General features: G+C 70.4%; 12 protein-coding genes. 7 read left to right on the top strand and 5 right to left on the bottom strand.

What is annotated here, in order from left to right:
- From I0C86_RS24775 to I0C86_RS24790, 4 genes are all read left to right on the top strand, one after another.
- Positions 1-2,046: FtsX-like permease family protein (locus I0C86_RS24775; protein ID WP_196203676.1), on the top strand; the 2,046-nt coding region annotated here is incomplete at its 5' end.
- 122 nt (positions 2,047-2,168) lie between these two features.
- Entirely contained in the window at positions 2,169-3,215 is a 1,047-nt protein-coding gene (locus tag I0C86_RS24780) for a hypothetical protein (protein WP_196203677.1), read from the top strand.
- Positions 3,216-3,277: 62 nt separating this feature from the next.
- Positions 3,278-4,678, top strand: a complete 1,401-nt coding sequence (locus tag I0C86_RS24785; protein WP_196203678.1) for a glycoside hydrolase family 88 protein — start codon at positions 3,278-3,280, stop codon at positions 4,676-4,678.
- Entirely contained in the window at positions 4,675-5,487 is an 813-nt protein-coding gene (locus tag I0C86_RS24790) for a 3-ketoacyl-ACP reductase (RefSeq protein WP_196203679.1), read from the top strand. The genes I0C86_RS24785 and I0C86_RS24790 overlap by 4 nt, the downstream gene beginning before the upstream one ends.
- A gap of 70 nt (positions 5,488-5,557) precedes the next feature.
- On the opposite strand, the gene I0C86_RS24795 is transcribed toward I0C86_RS24790, so the two are convergent.
- Entirely contained in the window at positions 5,558-7,441 is a 1,884-nt protein-coding gene (locus I0C86_RS24795) for a S8 family peptidase (protein ID WP_196203680.1), read from the bottom strand.
- 220 nt (positions 7,442-7,661) lie between these two features.
- Here I0C86_RS24795 and I0C86_RS24800 point away from each other — a divergent pair, with 220 nt between their 5' ends.
- Positions 7,662-8,261, top strand: coding sequence for a hypothetical protein (locus I0C86_RS24800; RefSeq protein ID WP_196203681.1), 600 nt, complete (start codon positions 7,662-7,664; stop codon positions 8,259-8,261).
- On the opposite strand, the gene I0C86_RS24805 is transcribed toward I0C86_RS24800, so the two are convergent.
- From I0C86_RS24805 to I0C86_RS24815, 3 genes are all read right to left on the bottom strand, one after another.
- Positions 8,229-8,681: a hypothetical protein gene (locus I0C86_RS24805; protein ID WP_196203682.1), complete on the bottom strand. Its 453-nt coding sequence runs from the start codon at positions 8,679-8,681 to the stop codon at positions 8,229-8,231. The genes I0C86_RS24800 and I0C86_RS24805 overlap by 33 nt on opposite strands.
- Before the next feature lie 232 nt (positions 8,682-8,913).
- Positions 8,914-9,141: a DUF397 domain-containing protein gene (locus tag I0C86_RS24810; RefSeq protein WP_407676349.1), complete on the bottom strand. Its 228-nt coding sequence runs from the start codon at positions 9,139-9,141 to the stop codon at positions 8,914-8,916.
- A complete protein-coding gene (locus I0C86_RS24815) occupies positions 9,105-9,986 on the bottom strand; it encodes a helix-turn-helix domain-containing protein (protein WP_196203683.1) in 882 nt (293 codons plus the stop codon). The genes I0C86_RS24810 and I0C86_RS24815 overlap by 37 nt, the downstream gene beginning before the upstream one ends.
- Before the next feature lie 592 nt (positions 9,987-10,578).
- On the opposite strand from I0C86_RS24815, the gene I0C86_RS24820 reads away from it, so the two are divergent.
- Entirely contained in the window at positions 10,579-10,878 is a 300-nt protein-coding gene (locus tag I0C86_RS24820; protein WP_323373834.1) for a hypothetical protein, read from the top strand.
- A gap of 115 nt (positions 10,879-10,993) precedes the next feature.
- The gene (locus I0C86_RS24825) at positions 10,994-11,665 is read left to right on the top strand and encodes a hypothetical protein (protein WP_196203684.1); all 672 of its coding nucleotides are present in this window, start codon (positions 10,994-10,996) and stop codon (positions 11,663-11,665) included.
- A 36-nt stretch (positions 11,666-11,701) separates the two neighbouring features.
- Here the strand turns inward: I0C86_RS24825 and I0C86_RS24830 are convergent.
- Positions 11,702-12,021 (bottom strand): PASTA domain-containing protein (locus I0C86_RS24830; protein ID WP_196203685.1); only part of this gene is annotated, 320 nt, incomplete at its 5' end.

Consider the following 12,021-nt stretch of genomic DNA (forward strand, 5'->3'; position numbering starts at 1 on the left):
GCGCCGACCGATCGTCGACCCGGCGACCGGGTACGGGCGCAGACCTCGGCCGGGCCGCGGACGCTGGTCGTCAGCGGCGTGCTGACCCCGGTTGCCGTCGCGGCCGGCGAGAACGCCCCGGCCGTCACGTACCTCACCGACCGGGCCGCCGCCGGACTGGCCGGCGACCGGATCACCGCCGTCGCGCTCCGGGCCGCCAGCGGGGTTTCCGCCGGCACGCTGGCCGCCCGGGTCCGCGCCGTCGCGCCGGGGTCGCGGGTGCTGACCGGCGACGACCGGCGCGAGGCCGAGCCGGATCCCGACGGCGACGAGCTGGCGATCGCGGCGTCGCTGCTGGGCACCACCGCCGGGGTGGCCACCTTCGTGTCGATCTTCGTAGTCGCCGGTACCTTCTCGTTCGCGGTCGCCCAGCGCCGCCGGGAGTTCGCCCTGTTGCGCACGACCGGTGCGACCCCGCGGCAGATCCGCCGGCTGGTGCTCGGTGAGGCGGTCCTGGTCGGCCTGTTGGCCGGCGTTTCCGGCAGCGCGCTGAGCCTGGTCGCCGCGCCGCCGTACGCACACTGGCTGGCCCGGTCGGGGTTCGCGCCGGAGCATTTCACCGCCCGGTTCATCCTCTGGCCGCTGCTCGCCGCGTCCGGGGTCGGTCTGCTGGTCGCGCTGGTCGGCGCCGGGGTGGCCGCCCGACGGGCGGCCCGGGTGCGCCCGGTGGAGGCCCTTCGCGAGGCGTCGGTCGACAACCGGGTCATGGGTTGGGGCCGGTGGCTGTTCGGGCTGCTCTTCCTCGGCGGAGCGGCGGTGCTGCTGGCGGTGCTGCCGAACATCGGGGTCGCCGACGGCCTGGCGCTGGTCATGGTCGTGTCCCAGTTCGCCCTGACCGCCGCCGCGCTGCTCGCGCCGGTCCTGCTCCGGGTGCTCGTCCACCTGCTCGGCGCTCCGCTGCGCGGACAGCTCGGCACGATCGCCCGGTCCAGCGCGCTGCGCTCGCTGCGCCGGACCTCCGCCACCGCCGCGCCGATCCTGGTCACCGTCGGCCTGGCGGCCACCACGTTGGCGCTGACCGCGACGTTGTGGGAGAGCGAGCAGCGGTCCGCCCGGGAGCGGATCACCGCCACCGCCGTGGCCACCGCGAGCGCCCCGGTCGGCCTGGCCGAGCCGACCGTCGCCGCGCTGCGCGAGGTCGCCGGCGTGCGCGCGGCCGTACCGAGCCGGCAGACCGAGGTGTACGTCAACAGTGGCGACTACCCCGAGGTGTACTCCGCCCGGTACGTCGGCCCGGGGCTGGACCGGGTGCTGCGACTGCCGACCGTGGCCGGTTCGATCGACGGGTTGACCGGCACCGGCACGGTGGCGGTGAGCCGCTCGATGGGCTGGCGGCTCGGCGAGGACGTGCGGGTGTGGCTCGCCGACTCGACCGAGGTACGTCTGCGCGTGGTGGCCGTACTCGCCGACTCGATCGACCTGGACCGCACCCTGCTGCTGCCCTGGGAGCTGGGCCGGGCGCACCAACCCGCCGGTGGCGCCGACGTCGTCTACCTGGATGGCGGTGATCCGGCCGCGCTCGACGTCGCCGCCGGCCCGGGTGGCGGACGGGTGTCGCCGGCCCTCGACCACCTGGTGGCGGGGGATGCCGAGCAGTACGAGCGGAACCGGGTGGCGCTGCTGGCGGTGCTCGGGATGGCCCTGCTCTACACCGGGATCGCGATCGCCAACACGCTGGTGATGGCGACCAACGACCGGCGCCGGGAGTTGGCGGTGCTGCGGTTGACCGGGGCGACTCCCGGGCAGGTGCTCCGGATGATCGGGCTGGAGGCGGTGCTGGTCGGCCTCGCCGGAACGGCGCTCGCCGCGCTGGTGGCGGCCGGCATGCTGGCCGGGTTGAAGTTCCAGTTGACCGAGGTGGTGGCGCAGCCCGAGATCACCGTCCCCTGGCTGCCGATCACGTTGACCGCGGCAGGCTGCCTGGCCGCCGCGGTGCTGTCGAGTCTGATCCCGGCCGCGCTCGCGCTGCGGATCCCCGCGGCCCAACTGGCGGCGGCGCGGGAATAGCGGCGACTCGCTCGTAGGGGTGCCGTTGACCTCTTCCCGCCTCTTGCCCGCGATGACATTGATCGGCATCGTGGGATGGTCGGCATCCGGCCGGCGAACCCACGATCGCAAGGAGCTGGGCCATGCGCAGAGGATTCCTGGTGACCACCGGTGCGATGGGCGCCCTGTTCGCGGGCTCGTTGACGGCGCCTCCGGCGACCGCCGCCCCGGTCGAGCACCTGACCGTGTACGTGAACCCGTCGGTTGCCGTGGATGCCCGGGTGGCCGGCGCCGGCCTGCGCCGGGAGGATGCCGTCGGCTCGATCGAGGCGGCGCAGGAGATCCTGCGCGCCCGGCGGGTGAGGGACGCGACGGTGCTGTCGCTGGGTGGCACCTACCGTCCGCTGTCGACCATCCGGGTCACCTGGTCACCGCCGGGCGGACGGCTCACCCTCGGCACCGTGGACGCGGCGGCGGTGACCGTCGACTGCGGCACCTTCGAGGACACCAGCGCGAACACCGAGTACGGGATGACGGTCACCGCCGACAACGTCGACGTCTCCGGCTACGTGTTCCAGAACTGCCGCAACGGCGGCATCCGCGCGGCCGGGACCTCGGCCGACCGGCTCGTCGGGCTGAACGTCACCGGCAACACCTTCCGGCGCCTCGGCAGCAAGTTCCAGAGCGGCCCGGGTACCGGCTACGGCGGGGTGCACGGCACCTACACGACGGGGCTGCACGTCGAGGACAACCTGTTCCAGAACCTGGAGAACACCGACAGCCCTGCCTCGATCCACGGTGTCTACCTCGCCAACCACCCGACCGACAGCACCATCTACAACAACCGGTTCGAGCTGGTCTCCGGTGACCCGGTGCGCACCCGGAACCGGGCGGACGGCACCGTCGTCGACTCCAACAAGTTCTGGCGGACCGGCGCGTACGCGATCTTCAGTGACTGGCGGTTCGACGGCGAGGGTTGCAGCACCGACGGACTGTTCGACCGGAACCAGGTCGGCACCACCTCGTACAACGGGGACAGGTGGAACGAGGACGCGCAGGGCAGCATCGACCCGGTGCGGGTCCGGCTCTGGGGACACGACGCCGCGACAAATGCCAACCTCTACGGCTGCGCCAGCGACCCGGTCAGGTTCGGCGGCAGCAACGTCTACGTGACCAGCCGCCCCTGGTAGGACGCCGAGCCGGGCCATCCTGTCCCCTGTCGCTTGGGATAGCGCTTTCCTATGCTTGCGGGATGATACGGATCGACCAGGACCTGACCCCGTCCGCGCTGCTACCCAAGATCGACCGGCTCTGGGCGGCCTCCGCGCAGAAGATCGACTCGATCGAGAAGAGCTGCCCGCCGGGCGCCGCCTCACCGGTGTTCACCGTCGAGGGGCAGTACACCGCGCGGGGCTGGACCGAGTGGACCCAGGGCTTCCAGTACGGGTCCGCGCTGCTCCAGTTCGACGCGACCGGCGAGCGGCGGTTCCTGGACTCCGGCCGGGAGCAGACCGTCGCGGTGATGGCCGGTCATGTCAGCCACATCGGCGTACACGACCACGGGTTCAACAACGTCAGCACGTACGGGAACCTGTGGCGGCTGATGAACGAGGGACGGATCCCGGACGACCCCGCCGAGCGGAACTTCTACGAGCTGGCGCTCAAGCTGACCGGTGCGGTGCAGGCGGCCCGGTGGCGCGGCACCGCCGACGGCACCGGCTACATCTACTCCTTCAACGGTCCACAGTCGCTCTTCGTCGACACCATGCGGTCCTGCCGGGCCCTTGCCGTGTCGCACCTCCTCGGACACGTGCTGATGGGCGAGCGGGACGAACGGATCTCGCTGCTCGGCCGGCTGGTCGAACACGCCGCCAACACCGCCCGGTGGAACGTCTTCTACGGCGAGGGCCGGGACGGCTACGACCTCCCCGGCCGGACCGCACACGAGTCGATCTTCAACGTGAACGACGGCAGCTACCGGTGCCCGAGCACCCAGCAGGGCTACTCCCCGTTCAGCACCTGGACCCGGGGACTGGCCTGGGCCATGCTCGGCTTCCCGGAACAACTGGAGTTCCTCGCCGAGCTCGACGACGAGGAACTCACCCCGTACGGCGGACGGGCCGAGATCGAGACGACGCTGCTCCGCGCCGCCACCGCCACCTGCGACTTCTACCTGGCCCACACGCCGACCGACGGAGTGCCGTACTGGGACACCGGCGCACCCGGGCTGGTCCGGCTCGGCGACTACCTGGACCGTCCGGCCGACCCGTACAACGACCACGAACCCGTGGACTCGTCGGCGGCGGCGATCGGCGCACAGGGGCTGCTCCGGCTCGGTCGCCATCTCGACCGGGCCGGCCGGACCGAGGAGGGCCGGCGGTACCGGCAGGCCGGACTGACGGTGGCGGACACCATCTTCGGCGAGCCCTATCTCAGCACGGACGCCCGGCACCAGGGACTGCTGCTGCACTCCGTCTACCACCGGCCGAACGGCTGGGACCACGTACCGGCCGGGCAGCGGGTGCCGAACGGCGAGTCGAGCATGTGGGGCGACTACCACGCCCGGGAACTGGCCCTCTATCTGCAACGGGAGGCCGGAACCGAGCCGTACTACACGTTCTTCGGCCCGTCCCGCACGGAAGCGGCCGCATGAGCGGGGCTCGGCGGGGGGATGACACGGGCCCGCACAACCGGCCGGCGGCGGTGGTGACCGGAGGTTCCCGGGGCATCGGTCGCGGCATCGTGCTGGCGCTGGCCGGCGCCGGGTACGACGTGGTCGTCAACTACGCGAGCAACGCGGACGCCGCCGCGGAGGTCGGCAGGGCGGTGGCGGCGCTGGGCGGCCGGGCCCATCTGGTCCGGGCCGACGTGTCCCGGCCCGCCGACCGTCGACAACTGATCGACGAGGCGACGGCCGCGTTCGGCCGGCTCGACCTGCTGGTCAGCAACGCCGGGGTGGCGCCGGACGTCCGGGCGGATCTGCTGGAGGCGGGCGAGGAGTCCTTCGACCGGCTGGTCGACATCAACCTCAAGGGGCCGTACTTCCTGATCCAGCTGGCCGCACGCACGATGATCGAGCAGCAGGCGGCCGGCCTGACCGAACGACCGAAGATCGTGGTCATCTCGTCGATCAGCGCGTACACCGCCAGCGTCAACCGGGGCGACTACTGCGTGACCAAGGCCGGGCTGGCGATGACCACCCAGCTGTACGCCACCCGGCTGGCCGAGCACGGGATCAACGTCTACGAGATCCGACCCGGCGTCATCGAGACCGACATGACCGGTCCGGTCAGGGCCAGGTACGACGATCTGATCTTCAACCAGGGCCTCACCCCGATCAGGCGCTGGGGTCAACCGGAGGACGTCGGCCGGGCGGTGGTGGCCGTCGCCACCGACCTGCTGCCGTTCAGCACCGGTCAGGTGATCGACGTCGACGGCGGCTTCCACCTGCGTACGCTCTGACGCTGACGTGTTAGGAAGGGCCCCTTCTTATGCAAAAAGCGATAAGAAGGGGCCCTTCCTTACATCTCGATCAGAGGGTGAGGCTCCAGGTGTTGATGTATCCGATGTCGCCGGAGTACACGTCCCGGACCCGCAGCCGCCAGTTTCCGTTCCCCGCCTCCGAGGAGAGGTTGACGGTGTAGGTGGCGTTCACGTTGTCCGCACTGTCGGTGATGCTGCTGTTCTTCAACAGGTAGACGGTGCCGTCCGGCGCGAGCAGGTCGATGACCAGGTCACCCCGGTAGGTGTGGACGATGTTCACCGCCACCGTGGACGCCGAGGCGGCGTTCCGGTCGCAGCCGGTGATGGCGATGGTGCTCGTCACGCCCGTGTTGCTGTCCGGAATCGTGACGTCGGTGCCGTTGCTGCCCGAGCAGCTGGTACCGCCGCTGCCGGTCACCGTCAGCGTGTAGCTGGCCGTCCGGCTGACCGACGCTCCGGCCCCCGTCACGACCAGCGGATACGTACCGGCCGGGGTGGTCGCCGAGGTGGCGATCGTCAGCGTGGACGAGCCGCCCGAGGTGACCGTGGCCGGGTTGAACGACGCCGTGGCGCCGCTCGGCAGGCCGCTCACCGAGAGGCTCACCGACTGTGCCGAGCCGGCCGTGGTCGCGGTGCCGACGGTGGCCGTGACCGAACCGCCCGCCGTCGTCGACCCAGTGGTCGGCGAGACCGACACCGAGAAGTCGTCGGTCGGCGGCGGCGTGGTGTCGTTCACCACGTAGAGCAGTTGGTTCGGGGTACCGGTGCCGATGTTGCTGACCACGTTCGGGGTCGAGTTGGAAACCAGGTAGTCGCGAACCTGCTGCGGCGACCAGGTCGGGTTGGCGGAGAGCACCAGCGCCGCGACACCGGCCGTGTGCGGCGACGCCATCGACGTACCGCTGATGGTGTTGGTCGCGGTGTTGCTGGTGGACCAGGCGGACGTGATACCGACGCCCGGCGCCAGGATGTCCACGCAGGTGCCGAAGTTGGAGAAGCTTGCCGCGGCATCGGCGTTCGAGGTCGCACCGACGGTGACGGCGCTCGGCACCCGGGCGGGGGAGTAGTTGCAGGCGTTCTGTCGTACGCCCAGGCTGTTGCCGTTGCCGGCCGCGACGACGTAGGTGATGCCGGCGTTGATCGAGTTGCTCACCGCCGTGTCGATCGAGGTGTCCGCGCCACCGCCGAGGCTCATGTTGGCCACCGCCGGACGCACCGCGTTCGCGGTCACCCAGTCGATGCCGGCCACCACCTGCGCGGTGCTGCCACTGCCCGAGCAGTTGAGCACCCGCACGCCGTACAGCCGGGCCGCCTTTGCCACCCCGTACGACGAGCCACCGACCGTGCCGGCCACGTGCGTACCGTGACCGTGGCAGTCGTCGGCGGAGCCGCCGTCGATCGCGTCGAACCCGCTGACCGCCCGGCCACCGAAGTCGTTGTGACCGAACCGGATACCGGTGTCGATCACGTACGCGTTGACGTTCGTCGCCGTGTTCGGGTACGTGTACGAGCTGTTCAGCGGCAGGTTCCGCTGGTCGATCCGGTCCAGGCCCCAGGACGGGGGGTTCGGCTGGGTACCACTGATCCGGATCGTCTGGCTCTGCTCGACGTACGCCACGCTCGGATCGGCGGCGATCCGCGCCGCCGCCTTGGCGTTGGTGTTGATCTCGAAACCGCGCAACGCGGCCGTGTAGGTGCGGGCCACCTTGCCGCCGTGCTTGCCGATCAGGCCGGACGCCCTCGATCCGACGGCGGCCCGACTGACCGCACTCTCCTTGAACACGACGATGTAGCTGCCCGCCACGGCGTCGGCACCACCGGCATTCCGGATGGTGCCCTCCGGCGGAGCCGCCGCGGCCGGAGCAGCCACGGCGGCAAGCATGGCCAGAGTGGACACTCCGACGACTACGAACCTCCTGCGAGGGAGACTCATCTCCCATCCTCCCCTCCGATCGGCGCAGAGCCGTCCGCCCCGTTTTTGTGGAGGCGAATCAGCACGACCGATCGAGCTGAGATTAGTCAGGAGGGAGAAAAAACAATAGATCCCGAGTCTTCTATCTGTCAGAGACGATGTCCCCTACGGGTGCCTTCTCCGGGCTCAGCGGGGGCACGCCCGGATTCGGCGGGCCGAAAAACGGGCAAGAGTACATGACATGTTTCCAGACCTCGCCATCCTGCTCGCGATCGCCGTCGTCTGGCTGGCGGCCGGTGTCGTCGCCGAAGGACTGCCCCGACTGCGCAGCGCCCGGCCGCTCCGGCGCCGGGGCGGACTCCTTTTCGTACTTGTCCTGTCCGGTCTGGCCGGTCTGGCCGGGGTGCTGTTGACCGGGGCGGTCGAGGCGGAACCGACGCTCGCCGACCAGACCGCGGTCGGGCTCGCACTGCCGGCGGTGCCCGCCGTGGTCGTCGCCGTCCTGACCGTACGGCGGCTACGGGAGCTCCGGGTACGCGCGGGCGCGTTCGCCGCGGCGCCCGAGACACCGGCACCACCCGCACTGCGGGCCGCCGCCGCGCATCCGATGATCGCCCTGCCGGTGCAGGTGACCGGGCTGGTGATGCTGCCCGGCCTGGTGACCGCCGCCGGTCTGGCACCGCTGACCGGCCCGAGCATGATCGGCATGGTGCTCACCGCCGCCGTCCTCGCGATCGGCACGATCGGGGTGCGACACGCGCTCCGGCACAGCCGCCTGGTCGAGCGCGCGGTCACCATCCGGTCGCGGTCATCGCGAGCGGCTGGAATCCTGCACGTATAGCAGTTCGAGGATCGCCCGCGCGGCCTCGAACCAGCGGTCGAGCCAGAGCGACCCGGGGATCGTCCCCTTGGGCGGCAGTTCGAGCAGCAGGCCCCGCAACAGCGGATGGTCGACGAGGGGCTCGCTCGGTACGTCCGGCCAGCCGGCCGGCGGGAAGACCGGCTCGGTCAATCCACCCATGTCCAGCGACGGTAGCGTCGGGCCACGGTCCGGCGGGGCCATGTTTCCCGGCAGGTCCATGCTGTCCGGCAGGTCCGACACCCGCTCCGAGCCGCTGCCTTCCGAGGGGCCGAGGTCGACAGCCATCGACGGCTCCTCGACCGTGGTGTTGCCGCTGTCCCGACGGGCCCCACGGTACTTACCGGTGAACCGTTCCGGTTTGGCCGAACCGTTGCCCAGATTCTCCGACCCCATCGTCATCCGCCTCGCCTGCCTCGCTCGGTTGAAACCCCCTGCGGCGGGTCGGCGTGGCCCACCGCGCCGTCTGGTACAACGACCCGGCAGGTTGGTGGCGACGGCCGAACCGCCGGATGATCGCAGGTCCGCCCGCACCGGCTGCGACGAGAACCTGTCAAGGCGCGCAGCGCGGCCACCCGGCCGCGTCTTGCCGACCGGGTGACCGCGCTCGGCTGATCGCCGACTGTCGTGACCGTCAGGCCAGGTCGAACTCACCGTCCCTGGCGCCGCCGACGAACGCATCCCACTCGTCGGGCGTGAAGATCAGGGCAGGGCCGCTCGGGTTCTTCGAATCACGCACCGCGATCGCACCGCCCGCGAAGGCCACCTCGACGCAGTTGTCACAATTAGGTCCGCTACGCGAACTCTTGTGCCAAACTGCCCCGCTCAGGTCGACGCGGTACCCTTTTGTCTCCACTTCCACAATGGCTCCTCTGCCAACTTCGCAATCAAAGCGACGGACTCTTCCGGGCGCATGGCCGCTGCTCGGATGTGATCGAAGATGAATATGTATTTCTGCAACTCGTCCCGCTTCTCCAGAAATAACCCACCCGTGGCGTTTTCGGCGTACACCACGTCCGGATCACCCGGTTCCGGGAAGCCGAGGATGGTAAAGGTGCCGTCCATACCGGCATGCGCGCCGGCATCGAACGGCAGGACCTGAAGCGTGACGTTCGGTAGGTCAGCGGCTTCCACCAACCGCTCCAACTGGGCCCGCATGACCGCGTCGCCGCCCACCGGTCGGCTGATCACCGTCTCATCGAGCACCACCCACAGATCGATCGGATCGTCCTGGTCCAGTAACGACTGACGACCCAACCGGACACGGACCCGCTGGTTGACTTCCTCGGCGACCCAGTCCGGCCGAGCGGACCTGATCATGGCCTGGGCGTAGTCCTCCGTCTGCAACAGGCCCGGCACGGTCTGCTGCTCGTACGCCCGGATCGAGCCCGCCGCGGCCTCCAGGCCGACGTACGCTCCCGCGAGCACCGGACTGTACGGATGCCACCAGCCCTTCTGCCGGGCCTCCCGGGCAATCTGGATCAACTCGTCGCACTCGGCACCCGTCACCCCGTAGATGCCGAGCATGTCCCGGACGTCCCGGACCGTCGCCGTGGTGTGGCCCGTCTCTATCCGGGACACCTTGGACGCCGAACACTCCAACAGTTCGGCGACGGCTTCTATCGTGACCCCGGCCTTCTCCCGGCGCTGGCGAAGTTCCGCGCCGAGTCGGCGGCGGCGGATGGTCGGGCTCCGGCGCTCGGTCACCGGGTCACCTCCGGATCTATTGATCAATGAGAGGTCTGATTGTCCGCCCCTGCGGACGCCCGCCGATCGGCGGGGATTCGTTCACGGCGGACGGAACGATGACCCTGTCGGTCATGGCGACCGAAACCGGGTCCAGTCTGCCGCTTCGACGCGCGGCGCATCAAGCACCGGATGGTCCACTATCGCCATCTTGGAGCAAAGGGCAAAGTGCAACTTGCATTGATCATGTTCTTGCTGCACCCTGTCCGTATGGCTCGGGCTACACAGCGTTCCCATCTGGTCAGGCGGTGCAATGCTCCCCCATTCTCGCCTGACCGGGGCGATGGTCGTACCACCGGTACGGCGAGAAGCCCCGCTCCGGGGTAAGAGCCCCCGCCGCTGTATGCCAGGGCCGCTACGGCGGCTGGCGCGTCCCGGAGTTGACAGGTATCGGCCGGGACGGTGTGACGGAATACCGACGCATCGTCCCGGCCGATGCCCCAGTCCCTGCAGAGTCCTCTTGTTCTTGCCGACATACAACCGGGTTAGACCCCCACCAGACCCCCGCCCGCCACTTCCGCCGGCCAGTCCGGCCAGTCGGACAGGAGCTGATGTGCTTCCCCGCTCCGGTGATGTGCTCCACGTGACCCGTACGGCAAGTGTCCAATTCGCTAATCCGATCTTCTTCCGGGTGATCCGGGTGCACGACTGGCCGACCTATCACGGATGGGTCTGGCTCGACGGCTACGAACTCGACGCCAGCGGCGACGCGGTCGAGCGCCGGTCGATATTCGTACAGCTCGACGGGCTGCGCCAGCTCTACACCAACTCCGCCCGGCGCAACCACCTTCCGGCGCAACGACCGATGCGGAACAACTCCACCGCGCTCGCCCAGCGGGTCCGGGTCGGTTGAACCGGCATCAGCCGGAACGGGACCGGAGGCCGGGCGGGCCGCCCTAGACTGGGTACACCCGTCACAGGTTTGCCAACCCGCACGTCATCGAGGGCCCCGAACCCGGGAGCCGCCCATGGCCGTGGAGCCCTTCGCCCCACCCCGAACGACGTACCGAAGCATGCGGGTCAGTGTTCTGCTGATCCTGATCACCGTCGGCGTACCCGGTTGTGTGAGCGGTGCCGGAGCAACCCGCGCACCGTCGGACCGGTACCCGACGACCGGTCCGACGGCGTCCGCCGATCCGGTGCCCGCCGAATCCGGACCCCGGCCGCATCCCGACACCTCTGATGCCGGGTCCGACCCGCACTCCAAGCCGGCCGGTGGCAGCGCGGCGGGCCACCGAGGTCCTGACCGGGCGGCGGGTCAGCGTCCGACCGGGGGCACGTGGGCGTCGCTGCCGAAGGTGAGGACCTCTGACCCACCCGCCGCCGTCCAACCGATGCGGCGGGAACACCGCCGGGCGCCCTGGCGACGGCTTTCGACCGAGGGCAGCCCGGGGACGTCCGACCCGGCCGCCCGGCCCGACGCCGCGAAGGTGCCCCGGGACGACGACGCCGTACCCGCGCGGAACCAGGCCGGGGCCGCCGGTCGGGTCGTACCCGTGGACCAGCGGTCCGGGTCCCCACCGGCCGCCGAACGCCTGCCCGAGGGGTACCGGCGTTCGCTGGCCTGTTCGGGGCTGCTCGGCCTGGTCATCTCGGCCGTCGGACTCGCCATGGTCGGCTACCGCCGCCGATGCTGGTGAACCGCCGTCCAAGGCGGGGAAGTCGCCGCCCGAGCCTCAGTCGTCATCCTCGGGTGGCGCCACGGTGGTGGGGGCGGCGGTCGTGGGCGGATCCTGCCGAGGCTCGGCGATCACCAGTGTGACCTGATCGCCGGGTTCGACCTCCCGACCGGCCGGTGGGTCCGTCTGCAGGACGGTGCCCGCCGGTCGGTCCGAACCACGGAACCGGAGCCGGGGAACGAGCCCGAACCGCTCCAGTATCTCCACCGCCTCCTGTTCCGGTAGCCCGACGAGTGGCGGCATCACCACGGTCGTACTCGGGGTGGCGGTCGGGGTGGCGGTCGGGCTCGGCGTGGCGGTCGGACCCGGTGTGGTGG

Origin of the sequence: Plantactinospora alkalitolerans (assembly GCF_015690345.1) — a bacterium.
In the GTDB taxonomy this organism is placed as follows: domain Bacteria; phylum Actinomycetota; class Actinomycetes; order Mycobacteriales; family Micromonosporaceae; genus Plantactinospora; species Plantactinospora alkalitolerans.